This is a genomic window from Pseudomonas inefficax, from assembly GCF_900277125.1.
In the GTDB taxonomy this organism is placed as follows: Bacteria; Pseudomonadota; Gammaproteobacteria; order Pseudomonadales; family Pseudomonadaceae; genus Aquipseudomonas; species Aquipseudomonas inefficax.
On record NZ_OPYN01000164.1, the window covers coordinates 138,634 to 159,192 of the forward strand.

Consider the following 20,559-nt stretch of genomic DNA (forward strand, 5'->3'; position numbering starts at 1 on the left):
ACAACTCCTCTATCCGCTTTCGCTCATACGCCTTGGCGGGAAAGGCGAGGCTGATAGACACATAGACGCCGAAGTTCAGGGCCAAGGCAGCAACTCCCGATGTCAGGCCGCCTAGTTGAGGTATCGACGTTGGGAAATACCACTGCAGGATGGCAGCACAGACAAAGCCGCTGATTATTGAGCACACCGCTGCCGGTGCTGTTCCGCGTTTCCAGAAGACCCCAAGAAACAGGGTGGGTGCCAACTGAACAATCCCCTGATAGGAATCATCGCCAAAGCGATCAGGTGGCCAGACTGGGTGGTAACAACCGCAAACGCGGCCGCCAATATTGTCAACACGGCCACCGCGATTTGCCCAACACGGCGGTCCTCGACGCGGCGCGCTTGTATCACACCAACGATATCGTTAGCAGTCTGCGCACCGAGCGCCTGCAGGTTGGCGCCGACATTGCCCATGGTAGCCGCCACAACGCAAATCCCCGCCAGCGTCACCAGAACGACTCCGCCGATTCCTGACGCAATGAACCACACTGAATCAGGTGCCTGCTGAACCCCAGGCAGTGACGAAGCGCAAAGCACCATCAGGGTGAAGGATGTACCAAAGACCAGCAAAATCGGTGCAGCCTGTATGGCCGAACGCTGGATCGTCTGTGTACTGCGCGAAGCAAACAGCCGGACGAAAATATCAGGCCAGCACCAGCCGCCCAAGGCGCCGGTCACAATGAGGGAGAACAGATACAGAGGACCCAGTTCGCTTCCAGGGCCAGGCAGCGTGAAGAGATTGTGATTGGACGTCTCCAAACCATGACCATTGCTGACCAACCAGACCAGCAACCCCAGCGCGATCAGCGTGCCGATCAGATAGGCTGCGATGCCTTGGAGCATATCACTGATAATGACACCACGTGCGCCAAACCGAACGGTCCAGACCTGCCTGACGACGATCAGGGCAATGCCGACAAACACTGCCGTGCCGGAGCCGATCGCACCGAACGACAAGTGGGTGAACACCAATGTCAGCGACTGCATGTCCAGTATTATCCAGGGAAACGAGGCAATGATGCCAATTGCGGCGGCGACTACCCGTACCGCTTTGGAGCCATAACGTAACCCCAGCAAGTCTGCCTGCGTGCGCAGATCGAAGGCCTTGCCCCACAGGTGTACAGGTCTGGCCAGCAGAAACATCAGCACCACTGCGAGCAGCGAATAAGGCACGTAGTAGAAACCGATGATGCCAGCCGATGCAGCAAAGCCGGCAAATGAAATGAAGATTGTGCCAGGCAACCAGGTATTGACAAATGCCATGGTCGAATAAAAGCTACCAAAGGTACGTCCACCCGTGGCGTAATCACTAAACGACCCAGTCCCTAACGTGCGGCGGCTCTTTTCCAGCACATAGATGACGAGAAAAAAGAAGGCCGCTACGCCGCCATAACCGATCAACATATCCATCTCAATACTCCTCGTGATCGGCGTAAACCGAGATGATCGGCAAAGAAAGTGCTACCAGAAGACTGGAGCCCAAAAAGTAACCGAGCGCGTGCGCTGCGATCCCGTCACCAAAATACCAATGCAGAGGCGGCATGAGGAATAGAGAAAAATCGATCAAGACGATAAGTTTTATTAGTGTATCGCGTGGGCGTGGCCGCGAAAGGCCGACGGTGGATCGCGTCATAGCAGCACCCTTGAATTTATTATTAATTTTGGCGTCTACGGAAGTGAATCCGTAGCGAATCTCGGTCAGTGCAGATACCTGGCCTCAGGCCTGCGCCTCATCGCACAGCAACGTGTTCTTCAAATGGTTCAGGTGAGCAGACTGATAAGGCTCAATGGCTTGCCCATAGAGTCCTTTCATGTCTAACAAGTTTGGGTCATTAACTGTCGTACGCCGGCCACTCAAGGTTTCGAGCACAGCAAGCCCCATGTAAGGCACAGTGTTCGGTTCATAGCCACCCTCGTGACACATGATCAACTTACCCTCACAGTGCTCAGACGCGACATCCATCAAAGCGCGGGTCATATCGCGAAAACTGTCACTGTGCAGCAGCATCCTGCCCAACGGGTCATAAGCGCCGGCATCGAAACCACAAGACACAATGATCAATTGCGGAGAGAAATCGTCCAGTGCCGGCACGATAATTGAATTCATCGCCTCCATGTACGCACCAACATCGGGATATTGATGTTGTAGCCCAGCCCCTGCCCTACGCCCCGCTCATTAACCCCACCCATGTCGCTCGGGTAATTACCCTGCTGATGGATCGATACCGTGAGCACCTGCGAGCAATCCCAGAAAATATCCTGAGCTCCATTGCCGTGATGGACATCCCAGTCGACGATTGCCACCCGCTCAAGGCCGCACTTGAGCACTGCATGACGGGCGGCAAGTGCGGCATTGGCCAACAAGCAGAAGCCCATGGCAGTATCGGCAACCGCGTGATGCCCTGGCGGACGAACTAGGGCATAGGCATTCGCAACATCCCCCCTGATTACGGCCTCCACAGCTTCGACAACGCCGCCGGCAGACAGTGAAGCGATTTCAAAGCTCCCAGACCCCAACGGAGTATTGGCACTAAATGCACCGGGACCGGCATTCCTCATTGCTTGCAACTGGTCGAGGTAAGAAGCGCTATGCACCATTTCCAGCTCGTCGCGCTGCAGGGCACGCGGGCGGATACTGAGGAGTTCGTCGGCCAAACCACTGACATCAAGCAGATTCTTGAACCGTCGCTTGGTTTCAGCCTCTTCGAAGGGAGTACCAGGTTGGATGGTCAGCCCAGGCTGATAGATCCCTGCATGACGGCCTGTCGAATGCCATATGAATAATTCATGCCATACGAAGCCAGTGCCCATGTATTTGCCTCTTGCATCAATATTGTTATTAAACGAATTTTAGCTTGCCGGTTCAGATTACCCAGATACACCACCCACGAATATGCCACCATGGGGGTATGAGACAAGCACTACACTCTCAGGAGTACGGACGTAGGGCAGCACACTCCGTCAGCTGGCCAGATGAAAACCAACCTCGCTCTTTGAGTGGCATCCTGTTCAGAGCAATTTTAAAGGAGCGAGCGGCCAATTGCGTGAATGATCGCTTTCGACTACCCGATGCGCGCAACAGACATTCGTGTATCAAAAGCGTTTCCCGGCCTGAGGAACAGACTGCAAAGCTGCAACTCTGTACTGATGCCTAGCTTTGAGTAAATATTTCTACGGTGAACCTTTACCGTTTGCATACTGATACCGAGATACCGAGCAAGTTCTTTTGTACCTAGGCCTGAAATCATCAGACCGACCACCTCTTGCTCTCGGACAGTTAGTTGTTCACCTACTCGTTCAAATCCTCGAAGACCCTCACTGACCTGAGCATCAGCGTTGAAAACAGTTTGGCGCACCACCCCGGCCAGAATGCTTATTTGCAGCCAGTAACGCCGGACGCGAAAGGCAACTAGACCTATCCATGACTCATTCATCTAATGGGTGATGGGGTTGAGTCGCGTAGTAACGCCTCGTCAAACAGCTCTTTGCTGCGGGTGAGGTGCATTCGCATAGCCATTCTCGCGCCCTCAGAATCACGTCGGGCAATCGCCGCGAAAATCGCTTCATGTTCATACTGCAAGCGCTGCATATAACTCGCTTGATCGCGTTGAGCTAGCTGTGCCGAATTGATCCGTGAACGCGGGATAACACCACCTCCCAAATGCTGGGCAACATCCGTGAAATAGTGATTGCCGCTGGCTTGTGCAATGCAAAGGTGAAATCGAAAGTCTTCTAACACCGTACCGCTGGCATCGGCGGATTTGGCGTTTAACTCATCTAGGGCAGCCCGTAAGTCAGCCAACTGGTCATCACTTCGTCGATGCGCCGCCAAGCCAGCGGACTCCACTTCAAGGGCTATACGCAGCTCCAGCACATGCAATACTTCTCGGAGGGTGCTCATGGCAGAGACATCAATCTGGAAATTATTTAACGCTGGGCCTTGCACAAATGAACCTATCCCGTGTCGTGTCTGCACCAGCCCTGCCGCCTGCAGCCGAGCTATAGCTTCACGAACTACTGTACGACTAACGCCTTGCTCGGCCATGAGCTGGGACTCAGTGGGTAGTTTGTCCCCGTGCTTGAGCTGACCGCTGCGGATGCGCTCAGTCAGCACAGCTACCAATTGCTGCGCCAAGCTGCGCAATCTGATCTTCAACTCTCCTGGTACTTGATCCTGCGTCATAATAGTTCCTGCGGCCAGAGACGGACACTTAGTGTGGAAAAGATCAGCGAGTACCGCCCACTCCATTCTTTCAGTAATTGAAATCATGACCGAGCTGGCCTTGCACCCACTCAAGAAACTGCCGAACCCTGAAGGTTTCGGCATGACCTCGAGGAAATACCAGATGGTGTGCACTGACTGGAGTTGCCAGATCCTCTGCGAATACAGAAACCAGCTCTCCGCGAGCGATATAGTCCTGCGCCAGTAGAGAACTCTCCAAGGCCAAACCGTATCCGTGACTGGCCGCCTCCAAACTCATGTAGGAGCGGTCGAAACTGAGCGAGTACGGTGCCTGGGGCAACGCCACGCCTTGCTGGGCAAACCAGTGCGGCCATTGCACCAATGCGGCTTCCGACAGAATCAGGTTTTGCCCCAGCAGGTCGCTGGGCCTCCTGATCTGGGTACGCTCAAGAAACTGCGGCGAAGCCAGCACTGTCGCACGTTCGTGTCGGATAGTACGCACCTCAAGGCTGGGCCAATTGGGATAACCATGACGAATATCGAGGTCAATCTGATGGCGACCGAAGTGCAGGGACTCGTACGAGCAGGATAGATTGATCTGGATCTGCGGATGGCTGCTGCGAAAATGGTCCAGACGTGGAAGCAACCAGAGCAGGCCAAAGCTGGGAGCAGCATGAAGCCGCAAGCAATCGAAACCCACCGCACTCCCAGCGCGTTCAGTCGCAGTGGCCAAGCTCTGCAGTATCCCGGAAACCTCACGCAGGTATTGCTCACCCGCGGGTGTCAAAGAAACACCGCGCGCCTCACGAATGAACAAAGGCCGCCCGATCAATGCCTCCAGATTGGCGATCTGATGACTCACCGCCGAGGGGGTTAGGTTCAACTGCTCGGCAGCTCGGGCAACGTTGGCGAAACGCGCGACTTGCTCGAAGGACTGAATTGCTTTCAGCGGAGGGATCTGAGGAGATTTCCTGAGGGTGTCCAGGCTCATGGTCATTCCTGAAAAAGTTCGCAGGCTACCAGTAGTTTTACTCCGGCGGGATGAGTGTGTACAAGCCAAGGGCTGAATTTTTTTCAGCATCGGATGAATCACAGGGCGTTGCTGCAGCTGCCGCCGGGAACGAAGCTGTGGCCATCGGTTCTGCCTGAACCGCCGCTCACAAAAATAATCACCCGGAGCACCTTCCATGCTACTCACAGGAAAATTCGCCATAGTCACTGGCGCTGCATCTGCCCGCGGTATCGGCCGCGCAACTGCCCAGGCATTCGCTGATCAAGGTGCCAGGGTTGCCATCCTCGACCTCGATGCCTCGGCCGCTGCCGAAGCCGCTGCTGCACTCGGCGAAGGCCACCGTGGCTTGTCAGCCAACGTCGCCGATGAAGCCCAAGTACGTGACGCCATCGCACAAGTGCTTGCGCACTTCGGTCGGATCGACATCCTCGTCAATAACGCCGGCATCACCCAGCCGGTGAAAACCCTGGAAATCACTGGACCTGACTACGACCGCATTCTCAACGTGAACTTGCGCGGAACGCTGTTGATGTCTCAGGCGGTTATCCCGACCATGCGCGCTCAAGGCTCCGGCAGCATCATTTGCATGTCTTCAGTTTCTGCCCAGCGCGGTGGCGGCATCTTCGGTGGCCCGCACTACAGCGCTGCGAAAGCTGGCGTACTCGGTTTGGGCAAGGCGATGGCCCGTGAGCTGGGACCGGACAATATTCGCGTCAACTCCATCACACCGGGCCTGATTCACACTGACATTACGGGTGGGCTGATGCAGGATGAGCGCCGTCACGCCATCATCGAAGGCATCCCGCTGGGTCGACTGGGTGAGGCGCGCGATGTCGCCAATGCGGCATTGTTCCTGGCCAGCGACCTGTCGAGCTATCTGACAGGCATCACCCTGGATGTCAACGGCGGCATGCTGATCCACTGAGCATCTGCTGCATCGCGTGCTGGGCCTGAGCCCGGCCCAGCGCGCGCGTTCGATAACAACAAGAGATAAGAACGAAATGACCACATTAGCGCTCGATGCGGCGTCCGCCGCGCGCAGCAGTGCCTACCGTAAAACGGCCTGGCGACTGATGCCTTTTCTCATGCTCTGCTACCTGTGTGCCTACCTGGACAGGGTCAACGTTGGCTTTGCAAAACTGCAAATGATGGACGATCTCGCCCTCTCCGAAGCCGTCTACGGGCTGGGGGCCGGCATGTTCTTCATTGGTTACTTCCTTTGCGAAGTGCCAAGCAACATCATTTTGCACAAGGTCGGGGCGCGACGCTGGATCGCCCGCATCATGATCACCTGGGGCATTATTTCGGCAATGTTCGCACTGGTCGAAACAGCCTGGCAGTTTTATACCCTGCGCTTTTTACTGGGTATTGCCGAGGCGGGGCTTGCTCCGGGTCTGTTGCTGTACCTCACCTATTGGTTCCCGTCGTACCGTCGGGCGAAGATGACTGCACTGTGGTTCATCGCCATTCCATTCTCGGGAATGATCGGAGGACCTCTTTCAGGCTGGATCATGGAGCGTTTCGCCGGCGTTCATGGCTGGGCTGGCTGGCAGTGGATGTTCTTGCTCGAGGCGATTCCGACCGTACTGGTGGGCATTCTGGTGCTGAGCTACCTGAAAGATGGAGTCGACCAGGCCCATTGGTTGAACGATGAAGAAAAGGCTTTGGTGCGCAAGGAGCTGGCTGAAGACGAGCAACACAAGGTCAATCACGGCTCGGTGGGGGATTTCATCCGCGACCGTCGGCTGTGGTTGCTGGCGGGCATCTACTTCTGCGTCGTCATGGGTCAGTATGCGATCACGTTCTGGCTACCCACACTGGTGCGAAATGCCGGGGTCAGCGAGCCCTTGCACATCGGCCTGCTGACGAGCGTGCCGTACCTGTGCGCCATCTTTGCCATGTTGCTGGCTGGGCGCAGCGGCGACCGTCACCGTGAGCGCCGCTGGCACCTGGCGATCCCCATGCTGCTAGGCGCACTTGGCCTAAGCCTGGCCGCGGCCTTTAGTAGCAGCTTGACACTGTCGATCCTCAGTCTCTGTCTCGCCGCAGCAGGGATCCTGTCCGCCTCTTCGTTGTTCTGGATGCTGCCAACCACACTGCTGGGCGGTGTTTCAGCTGCGGCCGGTATCGCGGCGGTCAACAGTTTCGCCAACCTTGCCGGCTTCTGCTCGCCCTACCTGATCGGCTGGGTCACCACGACCTTGGGCAGCAACGCCATCGGCATGTATCTCATCACCATCGTACTCGTGTTTGGCGCCTTCCTGGTGTCTCGAGTCCCGGCCAATCTGGTCAATCGCTGATTTCAAAAGGAGTCATTCAAATGACTGCTGTGCCTACCCACAATGAGGCGCCGCCCCTGGCTGAGCGCGCTCGCAATATTCGTCGCCATGCGTTGCGCATGGGCCAAGTCCAGGGTCAAGGCTATGTCGGCCAGGCGCTGGGGGCCGCCGACCTGCTCGCTGTTGCCTATTTCCATGCGCTGCGCATCGACCCCAGCAACCCCGAGTGGGAAGAACGCGACCGCTTCTACCTGTCTATCGGTCACTATGCGATCGCGCTGTATGCTGCATTGATCGAAGCTGGCGTCATCCCTGAGGAAGAGCTGGAAACTTACGGCAGCGACGACAGTCGCCTACCTATGTCCGGGATGGCTGCATACACCCCCGGCATGGAGATCACCGGGGGCTCGCTCGGTCACGGGCTGGGCATCGCGGTCGGCGCTTGCCTGGCCCTCAAGCGCAAGGGCTCGGACAGCTGGGTGTACAACCTGCTATCCGACGGCGAGCTCAACGAGGGCTCGACCTGGGAAGCAGTCATGTCCGCCAGCCACTGGCGCCTGGACAACCTGATCGCGATCGTCGACGTGAACAACCAGCAGGCCGACGGCCATTCCAGCGAGGTGCTTGCCTTCGAGCCAATCGTTGATCGTTGGCAGGCCTTCGGCTGGTTCGTGCAGCGAGTCGATGGCAATGACCTTGATGCCCTGGTCACCGCCTTTGACCAGGCTCGCGCCCACCCCGATGCACAACCGCGTGTGATCATCTGTGATACCCGCATGGGCAAGGGCGTACCTTTCCTGGAAAACCGCGACAAAACGCACTTTATCCGCGTCGATGAGAACGAATGGGACCTTGCCCTCAAAGCGCTGGACGCCGGGAGCCAAGCATGAGCACTGTGAATGCAGCAAAAAAACGCCTGACCACTTCAGCGATGATTGCCTCCATCGCCGCCGAGGGCCAGCCTACGCGGGCTGCGCCATTCGGCCATGCCTTGGCAAGCCTGGCTGAACAGCGTCAGGATATCGTCGGACTCAGCGCCGACCTGTCCAAGTACACCGACCTGCACATCTTCGCCAAGGCCCACCCCGAACGCTTCTATCAGATGGGCATGGCCGAACAGTTGCTGATGAGCGCTGCCGCCGGCATGGCACGTGAAGGGATGACGCCGTTTGCCACGACCTATGCCGTATTCGCTTCGCGCCGAGCCTATGATTTCATCTGCATGGCCATCGCCGAAGAGAACCTCAACGTCAAGATCGTCTGCGGCCTGCCTGGCCTGACCACCGGTTATGGCCCGAGCCACCAGGCCACGGATGACTTGGCGATTTTCCGCGCGATGCCGAACTTGATGATCGTCGACCCTTGCGATGCACTGGAAATCGAGCAGGCTGTACCCGCTATCGCCGCCCACCAGGGGCCGGTCTACATGCGCTTGCTACGGGGCAACGTGCCCTTGGTGCTGGATCGCTACGACTACAAGTTCCAGCTGGGTAAAGCACAGGTCCTGCACGGTGGTCGAGACGTACTGCTGATTGCCAGCGGCCTGATGACCATGCGCGCACTGGAAGCTGCAGAGCAGCTGCGAAAGGACGGCGTGGATGTCTCGGTGCTGCACGTGCCGACCATCAAACCTCTGGATGAGCAGACCATTCTCGCCGAGGCTCGCAAGCCTGGCCGCCTGGTGGTAACGGCAGAAAACCATTCGATCATCGGTGGCCTCGGAGAAGCGGTTGCCAGTGTATTGCTGCGCAACGGCGTGACGCCGACCTTCCGCCAGATCGCCTTGCCGGATGCGTTCCTGGATGCCGGTGCACTACCTACCTTGCATGATCGTTATGGCATCTCCACGGATGCTGTGGCGCGGCAAATCAAGGCGTGGCTGTAAACGCAAAATCTGGGTGAGTCGTTCGATTGCATTGATAGCGCGGCGCGGTGACCTATACGGTCCCGCGCCACAATGTAGATGCCTGGCCGACGAACCTCGAATAATTGATACCGACAATTATCAAAGCGCTCTGCAATTGGAGTAGCCTATAACGACATGTTCTAGCAACGATGATGGTATCCAGGTATCCGAATGAAACCTTTCTTGATCATTGGTGGTTACGGCGCAGTTGGCACAGCGGTCGTCAAAGCCCTCAGAACATTTCAACCAGCGTTGTCGCTCGTCATTGCTGGGCGAAATTTGAAAAAAGCACAGGCCGCTGCTGCTGCATGGGGTAACGCCATCGGGGTGACCGTCGACACCAACAGGAGTGACCTTGGCCTACCTTCTGGATTAGCGCTCAGCGGCATCGCGCTGCTGACCAATGATCTTTCCACCTTTCCAGCAAAGTATGCAGTGAATGCGGGTATACCCTATACAAGCATTGCCACTCAACTTGTACATCTTGCTCCAAAGTTGGCCGTGCAGATAGGCGGCAGCCGCCAGTCGGCCAGTTTGCTTCAGGACACCAGCTTCGCAGGGACACTGGTACTAACCGCTCTACAGATCCTGAATGGTTTCTCCCACGTCGATACCATCAAGATTGGCGCCGTGATGGATGATCAAGATCTCGGAGGGCCTGCGAGCCAAAGTGATGTGGTCAACTTCGGGGATAGAGCGCCAGGTTTTCTGGTTGACGCACAGACCTGGATTCAACCCGACAACACACAGGAAATTCGAACCTTCCAGTTGCTGGACGGCACCGCCTACGAAGGGGTGAGCTTCCCATCGTTCGACGTACCCGAGCTCGCAGCAAAGTCCTCCGCGCGGGCGATTCGACTCGACTTTGTGCTCGCCGAAACGCCGGGGCGCCGCTTAAGCGGCCGGCCATCTGTAGAGATCGTATACGAAATTTCTGGCACTTTGATTGACGGTGAAATAGCAACAGTAACAGCACAATTATCCCACCCCGAAGGGCAGATCGTGCTCACAGGAATTGGGGTTGCCGTAGGAATCGAAGCATTGCTTGGCTTAAGAACTGACTGCCCGCCACAACCCGGGCTCTACCTGCCCTCTACGCTGATCGACGCCGCACACATGGTCCTGCGGCTTAAGCAAGCAGGCGCCGAACTGCGCGCCCAATTAACAGGGGAAAAAGGGGCGCGAGCGCTTACCCTCTAAGCGAATCATCCCGCACACTCATTTGCACAGACGTAGGCTGGCGGGGCCCATTATTGTGGACAACCCGCGCAGCAGGCTGACGGAGTTTAGGCGGTTTCGCCCAGGTACTGATAAGTCTTCAACAACAGTGCAGCCGAATTTTCACGGTTGCCAATGGGGTCCTGTTGTTCATTTCGGCACAGCTGCAGCGAGGCGCCGTAGATTATCTTGCAGCGTTCGAATCGCCGGTTTGAATACAGCTCCAGTGCAGCGTTGGCGGATTGCGTCGAAGTGATGCACTCCGCCAGTACGACAGCATCTTCGATGGCCATGCCGCCACCAGAGGTCATATGAGGGGTTGGCGCATGCGCTGCGTCGCCGAGCAGCACTACCCTCTCACGATGCCACGGCGCCGGCACCAGCGTGATATCCAGAGGCCGAAAAATCACCTGCCTGGGCTTTGTCACCTGCTCCAATGACGCCACGAGTGCCGGGGCGGTGAATTCCAAAAGGCGCTCACGAATCATCAGATGAGCCTCACTCTCTGGGATTCGCAACGGATCCTTGCTGTTTTCCGAATAGAAGATGTAACAGCTGTTTTGGCCTGTTGGGAATGAGCCCACCGTTTTTCCCGTCTGGGTGCGGAACAGGCAAAAACCATCCACCTCGACTGGGCGCACGGTGTTGAAGCGCCACACACTTTGACCCGCGAAGGCAGGATTGTAATGGCCTCCAAAAATCTGCTGCCGGATCGGGGAGTAAACGCCATCTGCGGCAACAACCAGGTCATAGGTCGCCTGACGACCATTGGAAAAGTAGACATCGACGCCCTCCGGCCGGTTGACCAGGCGGTCTACTGTAACTCCCCTGTCGAAAATCGCTCCGGCGCCTGCAGCCGCGGTCTCGACAATGCGCGCCAGTTCCGGTCGCCGGATGCCGCAACTGGGGGGAGCGGAGTTACTGCACAGCAGATGCCCTGCTGCATCGAACTGACGAAATGCATCGAATCGATAGCCGCTGTCCAGGCACTGCTCTGCCAGGCTCAGAGTGCCCATTGCACGCAGTGCATTGTGCAGAAGGCAAATACCGGATCCGACCAGTGGCGTTTCGGTCTTGATATCGATGCAATGCACATCGACTCCGATCCTGCGCAACGCATAGGCCGCAGTTGCTCCGCCGATCCCGCTTCCCACAATCAAGACAGTTTTGATTTCATTCATTTATTGTTCTCTCTCCGCTTCTATGGCGGGTGGTTGCTGCCGAATGACTGGCAACTGGCGCCAGGCATTCGGGCCAGACGTGTCGCTGCGTTGTCCTGCACCGCATACACGAGGACGTAGCATAAGACTTTTACACGAATACTGCGCGAGGCGCTGGCCACCCAGCAACAGCAGTGGCTGGCCCCGGTAAACCACCGAGGCCCGCTCCTTTAGGTGAAGTCTTTGGATCTTGGCAGGCCAACGTATCGCCATACAAGCACTGACGCGCTCCCGGCGATTGGTCAACCGCTACGAGGGAGGTTGCAGCAGACGATCCATCTTCAACCAAGGCTAGGCCACAGCCGCCACTGGAGCGGCTTATAGTCAGCCTTACTGTCCACTCAAGCCAAGCCTTACAGTGCGTGACGTTGAGGCGTGAAGCTCTCCTCCATGAGCTGAACCACCTGCGTACAGCACCATGCATGGGCATACCATTATCAGTGCGTCACTGACTAGAATTTCATATAGCCATTAAACATCAGTGTATCGCCACCCGATGTATTACGCGCGTATACATCTTTTTGATAAGCCGCTACAAAACCCCAATCCCGAGTGCCGTACCCTAGTTGCGGCCCCAGCTTGGTAGAGCGACTGCGGTTTCCGACAGTGTGCCCATCAGACTGATCGTCGTTCAACTGGGTCGATATAAACCCGCCAACGCCGGCCAACCAGTGTTGCGCAATACGATAATTGACACCCAGATCTGCCACCAGTTGTATACCGGACTGGTAATCAGTGGCCTTGTTCTCAAAGCTATAGTTAGCGCTTACCTTGGAACTAACCTCAAGCTTCCCTACAGGAAACCACGTGAAGGCATACCCGAGGTAAAGTGCCTTGGTATTGTTACCTGGATTGATCAGTGCATCCCTGTCATACGTACCCCATGGTTGGATCCACTCGACATCAACGTTGTGCAAGTACGTGGGCGACGCCCAACTGAGCAGAAAACCGAACATCGGGTCGCCCATGCCTTCAGAAGAGTCACGCCCGCGAAAACCCAGGACAGGAATGTCAATGTGACCGTCAACGTAGGGCAGAGCTGCCTGCAGCGATACATCCCCACCCAAGAAACGGGCCTGCTCCAGCGTATGCACAAGGCGCAACGCATGGGCATGTATCTTACCTTTGGCCTTGGGGAATACCTTTTCACCCTGTCCGTTACGCACCGAGTCGATGTCGATTAACTTATTATAACTGTACGCATGCGTTTCACCCGATGCACCCACTGCGCCACTCATCACTGTAACCACACCTGAAGGATAACTCGAAGTACCGCCCTCAAGCGCATGTGCTTGAGCAGCAACGGTAATACACAGCCCGCACAGCAAGCACCTCGGAACACGCATACGCGCCATGATCAATGCCTTCTATTTTATTGTATTAATTAAGACAAGACACGCCCGAATCCAACACTAACCTCCGTGAAGGCGCCGTCATGAAAGTTTATTGCTGCTTACCGCCAGGCGCCCACTGCTCATGCCAATGGAAGAGAAAAACTTGCGAGTTGTCCATGATGCCAGGCGCCACGCGCGGCACCCAATTATCATCATGCTGATCCATATCGGCGTCATATTCTATGTGGCAACCCAGTGGTGTTTTGAAATACCAGAACCAGTTAGAACCAAACCGGTGTCGTCCGGGCCCCCAGAATGACTCATAGCCCTTTGCGACAAAGGCATAACCTGCACTGAGCACTTCGGTCGGCCCCCCCATATGGAAGGTGAAATGCTCACAACCTTGCAGGTGAGCAGGCGTTTGAATGAAAAACACGGTGTGGTGATCAGCGGTTCCGGCTGGGCGTAAGAAAGGCCCCATACCGATAAATTTGTCAGTCAACTTGAAACCCAGTCTACCGGTATAGAACGCTTCTGCTTTATCTGAGTCAGGGACGAAGTACACCACATGGGAAAGTGTACGCGGACGCGCCACGATTGCAGTCGCCACCCCTGACGGCACACCCGTAATATTGGCAGCACGGCGGATGTCGCCCGGTGCATTGACCACTTCTGCTGGTAAGTCGAGCGGCCGTCTGACAGTGACCTGGAACCCCAAGGCAAAGCCCAGGTCATCAACCAGCTCCAAGGAACCATCACTGAATACCTTGACCTCGCGCTCGCCCTCGAACTCTTGCTTGATCTGCTCAAGTACAGAGGCATCGCGCACACCATAGACCGTCTTGCGCAACATATTTGCAGTGGTCAGATCCCACTTGGGCAACGCAGGATCATCGCGACGGCGAATTTCTACTCCCGTGCCATCCAGCGCTTCGAATCGACCCTTTCCGGTTGCCTGCAGACCGTAATCGATCAAAAACCGCTCACAGGCAGCGACATCATCGACGCCAAAAACCAACGTATCAGGACCTAGGATGTTCATTCGATCACCTCTGCTTATTATTGTTTTACCAGGCCAACCTTCGCTGACCACTCACCTTCCGCGCTCATTCAACAGCAGTAGAAAACAAAGTAAACGGGTCGTATCGTTTTGTAAAGAATTTTACTGATCCGCCGTGCTGTCGGGTTTAGCCAAACAATCAGCAGCCAGGAATATACGCAGATGCGCTATCAACGCACTAGTGACAAGACTATTTTGGGAATATATTATTCGAGTCGTATCGTATTATTAATAAACCCATGGTGACCAGTGCCACGATAGGAAACTCAATGCAGATCAATAAGATAGCATCAAGTGAGAAACCCGGCGTTGGCCGCCCGCGAAGTGAAGCTACACGGCGCCAGATTCTCGATGCTACGCTCACGCTTCTTCAGGAAAAAACCATCCAGGCAATCTCCATTGAGGCTATTGCACGTGAGGCGGGGGTCAGCAAAGCCACCATCTATCGGTGGTGGGACTCAAAGGCGTTGGTGGTGATCGACGCATTCATCGAGAACCATCTGGTCAAGACGAATATCCCTCGTCAGGTCGCCCGAAAAGAGGCGCTCACCTATCATTTTCGATCTCTCATTGAACAGTACGCCGGCTGGCCAGGAAGGCTGGTTGCTCAGATCATTGCCGAAGGCCAATCTGATCCGTCGATTCTGCAAGCCTTCCGTGAACGATTTCACTATGGGCGCCGCGCCGTCGTGCGAGAAATCCTCGAAGCTTGTAAAGCAACAGGTGAAATCAGGACTGATACGAATGTTGATATCCTTATGGATGTCATATACGGCGCCGTTTACATGCGGCTCATGCTTAACCATGCCCCACTGGATGAGAACTTCGCACAATCCCATCTTGCTTATGTGTTCGATCTCCTGGGCATCCAGCAGTCATAGATTGGAGCGTGCCGGCCATCAGGGCCGGCGAAGGGAAAGAGGTTTGCTGATATTCAAGAACTCATACTACGCAGCGCTGCTGTTGACTTCCCAAACCGGTGATTTCCCCTTGCAAAGTGTCACCCCCCACCAGGAACCGATTATAGTGCGTACCATTACCTGCAGGGGAGCCGGTACAAATGATATCACCAGGCAACAACCTTGCGTACTTAGTGATATAGGCGATCTGTTGTTCGATACTAAACAACATATCAGCGGTTGTCTCATTTTGCATGACCGAACCCGACACCGTGAGTTTGATGGAGAGGTCATACGGATTCTGAATGAACTGCCGAGGGACCAGATAGGGCCCTACCGGCAAAAATCCCGGTTGTCCCTTTGAGCGCAACCAATCAGTGCCCAGCATCTGATAGTCGGTTCTGGGAATCAGATCTCGCGCCGAGATGTCATTGACGATCGTGTAGCCCGCAACGTAGTCCAATGCGTCGGCCGCACTTACATTGTAGGCAGGCTTGCCAATGACAACACCCAGTTCGAGCTCCCAATCCGGCTTTTGCGTAGTGGGTGGCAACACAAGGTCGTCATAGGCGCCGCTAACAGCCGACACCGGCTTCGTAAATACATAGGGTTCGCCATGAGCCACCCGCTGGTCCATCATATTTTCAGCCCAGGTGCGCAACTCATCGTCATTGAGCCCAGCCGGCCCGACTTTGGAGTCGACGGTAAGATCAACAACATGCTTACGATAATTGGCACCCGTACAAAAAATCTGGCGAGGCAAATCGACCGGCGAATGCACAAGCAGATCGTGCTCATCGAACCAACCGCTGGTGGATACCTGTTCAACCAAATGATTCAAATCGTTGAGGCTCTGCTGCCAGTTTTCCAATAGCTGAAGAACACTTTTTTCCGACAGTGCCGGGCAGTCATAAATATCGGACAAGTCGGAAATACTGGCCACCTTGCCGTCAATCACAAGGCCGGCAAATCTCGGCGCCCCGTCGCCCTTCATTGAAAAAGTACCAATGGCAAAATTTCTCATTCATTAAACTCCACCGCAGTCACTGAGGAAAGCCATGTCCACCAATTGCTCATACGTGACATCCGCACCAGGTAAATTCAGTTGGTTTCTATGACTGATTAGCAAGTCGATACCTTGCACGCTGGGTACCAAGGTTGTAGGGCAAGTTTGAATCATCGCTTGTACCGCACCTGCGGGCATCGATTGATTAAGGAGCGTCCGCTGGAGTTGCCCAAGGTGATCTGGTAGATCCCGCGCGGCCTTGACAAGCAACCTCAGCCATTCTTTCAAGCCCCCATGATCTGCCAGCGCTTTTCTGACGACCACGCCCTGCCCCGGAAAAGAAGGGTAGATTGCTTGGATGTTCGCCATCTCGTGCAACCCCTGAGCACGGGCGAGCGCGTCAAAGGGCGGCCCCAGAAGTGTGGCATGTCCTTGCCCTTTGATCAGCGCCTCAAAGCGCTCTCGCACGCCACCAACCGGTAGCAAGGTAAAACTCTCCTGAGCCAATCCGGCATCATCGAGCAAAGCCCTCAGAGCAATGACAAAGCCATTCTCAGGTGCATCGACCAGCACGGTCATTCCTTCGAGCATCTCCGCTCCACCTGCAGCCCAGCCCATCAGGCTCAACGGTGTAGTGCTTTCCACCTGCGCAACAATCACGAAATCCTGCGGACCTGGGCGCAGGTTCCAGTGGAACACGTTGTCCATGGACGTCACGGCTGCATCGGCCGTGCCGTTGACTAAGGCGTCAAACTGTTCATCTGAAGACAATGTTCGGGCCGCATCCAAATGGAAATTATCTGGCGCGTCCCAATCAGCCGCGATGGCCACTGCGGGCGGAACGAACCAAATAACGCGAAGGTTTTTCTTTAGCATCAGCAAGGCCCAGTAAACGTGACGATTAAAATACTAGACGATACGTATCGTAACGTCAATCAGCTAAACCGAGGGTATAAAACCTCCCTCACTCCGACCCAAGAAACTAGCGGAAAGCGTCGGTCCAACCCGGATTGAAAGCAGGGAGAGCACAATTGTAATGCTGGCATCCATTCGCAGAATTGAGGCCGGCGCTGAGATTGGGCCTAACGCGAAACTCCACGCTAAAAGCCACGACCATCATGAACAGGAGAAAGCAACCGAAGCATAGGACCAGGGTTTTCATGGGCGTCCTCTCTTGTTGTTATCGATATGACATTTGAAAAGGCTAAAGTGGCAACTTGGCGCGCTGCACGCAGCCATGGCAGCACCAAGTGCTAGACGCGAAAATGCGCAACCGCCAACTCCAGGCCCTCGGCCAAACGCTCAAGCTGCGCCGCGGCGCCAGCAGCCTCGACCACCACCTGGGTGTTCTGTTCGCTCATACGCGCAATTTCATCCACATTGCGCGCCACATCCACACTGCCCCTGCTCTGTTCTTTCACCGCGGCGACGATGCCATCGATTTCGTGCGTCGTGGTCGCCACCACCTCCCCCGCATCGGTGACAATGCGCTGCAGTGCTGCGAGCTGATCGAATGTCGATACCAATGAATGGTGACCCGATTCGAGTGAGCGCCCCACCGCCTCAGAGCGTGCGCCCAGCGCCAACGTCACTTCCTCGATGTGGCTAGCGGCCCCACTCGAATGCTCGGCGAGTTTACGTACCTCGTCGGCAACCACGGCGAACCCCCGCCCCAACTCCCCCGCACGAGCAGCCTCGATCGCGGCGTTCAAAGCCAGTAGATTGGTCTGGCCGGCGATGTCCTTCACCTTTTGGGTCAGGTCAGAGATCGCGGCTGTGCGGTTGAGGAAATCTTCAACCAAACCTTGTATTTCGGCGAAAGCGATCTGCACCCGATCGGCCTCACCTTGCATGCTCTTCAGCGCCAGGCAGCCAGCCTGCGTGCCTTGCAGGCTCTGCTGGGAGTTCACACGCACTTGTTCGGCGCCATCTGCAACTGCAGCGATACTCACGCTCATTTGCTCGATCGTCGCCGCGACGGCATCGATCGATTCTGACTGGCGGGCGGCACCGCGCTCTACTTTGTTGGCATCAGAGGCCAGGTTACGAGCGGAAGCGGAGAGCTCGCTTGCCCCCTTCAGGACTTGTGTGACCAGCTTCTGGAGCCCGTCCACCAATTGATTGAAGGCTTGTGCGCTCTGCGCGACCTCGTCGCGTCCGAACACTTGGGCGCGACGGGTCAGGTCACCTGATTGAAGGTGCAGCGCGGCCTCACGGATATCTAGAACGGCCTCGACGATCTGTGCCCGGATCGCTAAAGCACACCCCACGGACACGAGAATCGCCAGCAGCACGACGCCCGCCAAGAGCGCCATGGAGAAGGATGCGATGCGCTTGGCCTGTCGATAGTCTTCAGCGCTGAGGCGGTCCTGGATTTCGTTCAGTCTTCCCGCAGCACTGAGAAAACTGCCAAACCAGTTCCAAGCCATCGAAATCTGGCTGTCGCTCTGCACCCCTGTTTCGCCCGTCAACATCTGTATCAGGGGCTCGAGCGCTTCGCCGTACCCGGTGATGGCGGTGAGCACGTCCTTATAGGCAGCTTGCTCTTCGTCAGTAAGGCCGGACTTTTGCGATGCGCTTTCGAAGTGCTGCCTCGCTTGGACGATCCCGCGGCGGATATCCTCGGCCTGCCCTTTCAATTCGCCGAAGCCCGCGTCGCCAGCAGCGATTGCCTGCTGGTAGTCGGCAAGCACGATGTAAACGTCCTCATTCAGAGAGCGCACCTCATTGAGGCCGTTAGTGGTAGCGCTCAGACGCTGGATGCGTACCTCGTAGATACGCTGCAACGCGGCGTGCTGAGCCCACAGCCCATACCAGGCCGCAGCCGCCACCAACAGAAGCAGGACGGTGACGAGCGTGGGCGTCATCAGTAGCTTGGTTCCAATCGAATATCGGGCGAGAAAACGCATAGCCCTGCCTCCCGGTTATTGTTTTTATCGGGTTAACGGCCATCGGAGGGCATTGAGCGATCGCTCCACCTCTGTCGCTACCTGCCCCATGCTGACTGAAGAATCGGCTCAATGTCTGAGCGGCAAATGGAGCGCCACCAGTTGATATACGACTCGTTCCGTTTCACTTTATAGCGAGTTTCTACGCTCGCACAAGCCCTGTGCTCACTTCTTTAATGCCTGCGGAGCAGTTGCACTGCATACATCCACAGGTTAGGCCACGCCTACATGCTGCCAGGAGGGGTTCTCGAGGCAGGATATAGACGCACCTGAGCTCAATGATAACGGCTCAGCCGACGTTGCCAGGTTTAGCCGGTGGCTCTAAGTCAATCTCAGGCCCAGCAGGTGGGCTCAAGAGTTTCAGCATGGTGTCGGCCAGCTTGTCTGCGAACACCTGATCCAAAGGCGCATGACCAAACAGGAGCCGGAAATAGATGGGGGCGTACAGGAAGTCCATCTGATTCTCAGGATCTATGTCTGTACGAAATTCGCCGCACCTGCGCCCCTCATCGATAACCTCTCGGACCACGGCGCGTCGACCGTAGAAGAAGCGCTCCCTGAACTCGCGCAACACATCTGGATCCGCTTGGCCCTCAGCCAGGATCTGGGCGACGAGCTGCCCAGGCCAACCGCTGTACTGCTCGACCAACAGGTGCATGTGCTTGGCGAGCGTCTCGCGGCAGCTCCCCCCCTTAGCCAAGGGCGTGTGGACGATGTGGTTCTGAACGAAGGCATCGATCACGACTGAGGCTTTCGAGGGCCACCACCGGTAGATCGTCGCCTTGCCCACTCCCGCTTCCTTGGCAATCGATTCGATGGTGATCTGCTGCACCGTCTGCGTTTCAAGCAGTTTCAAGGTGGCGTTGAAAATCGCAATGCGGGCAGCGTCGCTGCGCGTCCGCCCCGGCGGACGGCCACGCTCCTTACGTGCTGGTGCAGGCGCATCGTTCCCGCTTGCCGGGGTCGGCTTAGACGACCGCTTGCCCTTGGGCGAACCCGTCTCGGGGACAGTTATTCTCGAAGCCACAGCATTTCTCTCATAAGTAAAACAGAAGTGAATCATGCATACCGATGCGTTCCCACAGGACCCGCGCCGGTGACTGTTCGCTCGGGCGAGCATCCCAACCTTCCCTGACCTATGGCCTAGGCCGCCTGTTACGGGAAGCGAGCCCAGTCAACGTTTGCCGTAAGCGCAGTTCATGCATGATGCCTCGTACCCACCGCACACCTTGAAGACCGGCTGCAGGCTTTGTGATACGTATCGTATCCGAATACTAGCATATTTTTGCCTTTATCTGAGCCACTGCTTTGGGAAAAGTCCATTGACATAGGATTGATTCATCAATAGAGTTTTTTTGATACGACCCGTATCGTTTTTTTGCAGATCAGGACGCACTCGACTTAGAGGATGCACACAACCCACAAGCTTGGCGAGGCCAATGCGCGGCCCGT

General features: G+C 56.1%; 17 protein-coding genes and 2 pseudogenes. 6 read left to right on the forward strand and 13 right to left on the reverse strand.

Annotated features, from left to right (window positions below; genetic code table 11):
- Nucleotides 1–174 precede the first annotated feature (174 nt).
- The 5 genes and pseudogenes from JV551A3_RS19050 to JV551A3_RS19070 all read right to left on the reverse strand — a co-directional run bounded on the left by JV551A3_RS19050 (nt 175) and on the right by JV551A3_RS19070 (nt 5,216).
- Nucleotides 175–1,452: a sodium:solute symporter family protein gene (locus JV551A3_RS19050; protein ID WP_205125958.1), complete on the reverse strand. Its 1,278-nt coding sequence runs from the start codon at nt 1,450–1,452 to the stop codon at nt 175–177.
- Between the two features lie 307 nt (nt 1,453–1,759).
- Nucleotides 1,760–2,853 (reverse strand): annotated as a pseudogene (locus JV551A3_RS19055) (class II histone deacetylase).
- 251 nt (nt 2,854–3,104) lie between these two features.
- A complete protein-coding gene (locus tag JV551A3_RS31435) occupies nt 3,105–3,476 on the reverse strand; it encodes a response regulator transcription factor (RefSeq protein ID WP_133971317.1) in 372 nt (123 codons plus the stop codon).
- A complete protein-coding gene (locus JV551A3_RS19065; RefSeq protein ID WP_133971415.1) occupies nt 3,473–4,225 on the reverse strand; it encodes a FadR/GntR family transcriptional regulator in 753 nt (250 codons plus the stop codon). Before JV551A3_RS19065 ends, JV551A3_RS31435 begins: the two co-directional genes overlap by 4 nt.
- 70 nt (nt 4,226–4,295) lie before the next feature.
- Nucleotides 4,296–5,216 carry a LysR substrate-binding domain-containing protein gene (locus JV551A3_RS19070; protein ID WP_133971315.1) on the reverse strand — a complete coding sequence of 307 codons (921 nt, stop codon included), beginning with the start codon at nt 5,214–5,216 and terminating at the stop codon, nt 4,296–4,298.
- Between the two features lie 196 nt (nt 5,217–5,412).
- Here JV551A3_RS19070 and JV551A3_RS19075 point away from each other — a divergent pair, with 196 nt between their 5' ends.
- The 5 genes from JV551A3_RS19075 to JV551A3_RS19095 all read left to right on the forward strand — a co-directional run bounded on the left by JV551A3_RS19075 (nt 5,413) and on the right by JV551A3_RS19095 (nt 10,622).
- Nucleotides 5,413–6,162, forward strand: a complete 750-nt coding sequence (locus tag JV551A3_RS19075; RefSeq protein ID WP_133971313.1) for an SDR family NAD(P)-dependent oxidoreductase — start codon at nt 5,413–5,415, stop codon at nt 6,160–6,162.
- Nucleotides 6,163–6,238: 76 nt separating this feature from the next.
- Nucleotides 6,239–7,537, forward strand: a complete 1,299-nt coding sequence (locus JV551A3_RS19080; protein ID WP_133971311.1) for an MFS transporter — start codon at nt 6,239–6,241, stop codon at nt 7,535–7,537.
- A 20-nt stretch (nt 7,538–7,557) separates the two neighbouring features.
- Entirely contained in the window at nt 7,558–8,406 is an 849-nt protein-coding gene (locus JV551A3_RS19085) for a transketolase (RefSeq protein WP_133971309.1), read from the forward strand.
- Nucleotides 8,403–9,401: a transketolase family protein gene (locus JV551A3_RS19090; RefSeq protein ID WP_133971307.1), complete on the forward strand. Its 999-nt coding sequence runs from the start codon at nt 8,403–8,405 to the stop codon at nt 9,399–9,401. Before JV551A3_RS19085 ends, JV551A3_RS19090 begins: the two co-directional genes overlap by 4 nt.
- A gap of 192 nt (nt 9,402–9,593) precedes the next feature.
- On the forward strand, nt 9,594–10,622 hold the full coding sequence (locus JV551A3_RS19095) for a hypothetical protein (protein ID WP_133971305.1): 1,029 nt from the start codon (nt 9,594–9,596) through the stop codon (nt 10,620–10,622).
- An 86-nt stretch (nt 10,623–10,708) separates the two neighbouring features.
- Here JV551A3_RS19095 and JV551A3_RS19100 read toward each other — a convergent pair whose 3' ends face one another.
- The 3 genes from JV551A3_RS19100 to JV551A3_RS19110 form a co-directional block, all read right to left on the reverse strand.
- On the reverse strand, nt 10,709–11,821 hold the full coding sequence (locus JV551A3_RS19100) for an FAD-dependent monooxygenase (RefSeq protein ID WP_133971303.1): 1,113 nt from the start codon (nt 11,819–11,821) through the stop codon (nt 10,709–10,711).
- 491 nt (nt 11,822–12,312) lie between these two features.
- Nucleotides 12,313–13,215: a SphA family protein gene (locus tag JV551A3_RS19105; RefSeq protein ID WP_133971301.1), complete on the reverse strand. Its 903-nt coding sequence runs from the start codon at nt 13,213–13,215 to the stop codon at nt 12,313–12,315.
- Nucleotides 13,216–13,303: 88 nt separating this feature from the next.
- Nucleotides 13,304–14,236 carry a VOC family protein gene (locus tag JV551A3_RS19110; protein ID WP_133971299.1) on the reverse strand — a complete coding sequence of 311 codons (933 nt, stop codon included), beginning with the start codon at nt 14,234–14,236 and terminating at the stop codon, nt 13,304–13,306.
- Nucleotides 14,237–14,523: 287 nt separating this feature from the next.
- Here JV551A3_RS19110 and JV551A3_RS19115 point away from each other — a divergent pair, with 287 nt between their 5' ends.
- Nucleotides 14,524–15,135 (forward strand): TetR/AcrR family transcriptional regulator, encoded by a 612-nt coding sequence (locus JV551A3_RS19115; protein ID WP_133971297.1) that lies wholly within the window; start codon nt 14,524–14,526, stop codon nt 15,133–15,135.
- A gap of 61 nt (nt 15,136–15,196) precedes the next feature.
- Here JV551A3_RS19115 and JV551A3_RS19120 read toward each other — a convergent pair whose 3' ends face one another.
- From JV551A3_RS19120 to JV551A3_RS19135, 5 genes and pseudogenes are all read right to left on the reverse strand, one after another.
- Nucleotides 15,197–16,177 carry a fumarylacetoacetate hydrolase family protein gene (locus JV551A3_RS19120; protein WP_133971295.1) on the reverse strand — a complete coding sequence of 327 codons (981 nt, stop codon included), beginning with the start codon at nt 16,175–16,177 and terminating at the stop codon, nt 15,197–15,199.
- 3 nt (nt 16,178–16,180) lie between these two features.
- The gene (locus JV551A3_RS19125) at nt 16,181–17,035 is read right to left on the reverse strand and encodes an ABC transporter substrate-binding protein (RefSeq protein WP_133971293.1); all 855 of its coding nucleotides are present in this window, start codon (nt 17,033–17,035) and stop codon (nt 16,181–16,183) included.
- A gap of 377 nt (nt 17,036–17,412) precedes the next feature.
- Entirely contained in the window at nt 17,413–18,117 is a 705-nt protein-coding gene (locus tag JV551A3_RS31440; protein WP_413038296.1) for a methyl-accepting chemotaxis protein, read from the reverse strand.
- 153 nt (nt 18,118–18,270) lie between these two features.
- Nucleotides 18,271–19,068: pseudogene (locus JV551A3_RS31445) on the reverse strand (Tar ligand binding domain-containing protein); the annotation flags it as partial.
- 328 nt (nt 19,069–19,396) lie between these two features.
- A complete protein-coding gene (locus tag JV551A3_RS19135; protein WP_133971289.1) occupies nt 19,397–20,170 on the reverse strand; it encodes a TetR/AcrR family transcriptional regulator in 774 nt (257 codons plus the stop codon).
- Nucleotides 20,171–20,559: the final 389 nt, after the last annotated feature.